This window comes from Niastella sp. sgz303648, from assembly GCF_059587045.1.
In genome coordinates, this window is record NZ_JCAPSW010000066.1 from 1 (window position 1) to 791 (window position 791).

Below are 791 nucleotides of genomic sequence, written 5' to 3' on the forward strand. Positions count from 1 at the left end.
CTGCCTATCGGCGGCAGCAAACGATTTACATAATCTTTCGTTTGTACCTCGTAGCTGGTCACCACATGCGTCTCCGATGGACCATAATAGTTCAACAACCTCACGCCCGTACGTTCACACAGCACCCGTATATCTTCGCTTAACCGCAACTGTTCTCCCGCCGTGAATATCGCTTCCAGGCTCCCCGGATACAGATCCACTTCACGAGCGCTTTCACTGATATTCTTCAGCACCACATAGGGTATGAATAAATAATTTACCTCATCGCGCACGATCACCCGAAGCATCTCCATGGCATCACGCCGTTCCTCCTCGCCTATCAATACCACGCTTCCGCCAAAACATATCGCAGAAAATATCTCCTGAAAACTCGCATCGAAATTGATGCTCGCAAACTGTAACACCCGGCGCCTGCCGGCTCCCCGCATTTGTTCCTGCTCATGCCACCTCAATAAATTGACCAGCGCGCCCGTCTGCATCATCACGCCCTTCGGACGGCCTGTTGACCCCGACGTATAGATCACATAGCAGATCTCATCATTGCCACCCATATCCTCCAATCCCTCTACAGGCTCCCCATCGAGCGATTCCCCATCCAGCTCCACATACCCGCAGCCCCCGATCGGGCTCAGCCGCCCGCTGTACGCCGATTCGGTCACCACCAGGGAAGCTCCGCTGTCTTCCAGCATATATCGCAGCCGGTCCTCAGGATACGACGGATCAAGCGGCACATACGCGCCTCCGGCCTTTAGAATGCCCAGTATACCCACGATCATTTCCACTGACCGGCC

At 54.5% G+C, this 791-nt stretch carries 1 protein-coding gene; it reads right to left on the reverse strand.

All coding sequences use genetic code 11. The annotated features are described in order from the left end of the window. Nucleotides 1-791, reverse strand: a 791-nt coding sequence (locus AC59IL_RS38935; RefSeq protein WP_496557670.1) for an AMP-binding protein, incomplete at both ends; no start/stop codon positions are given.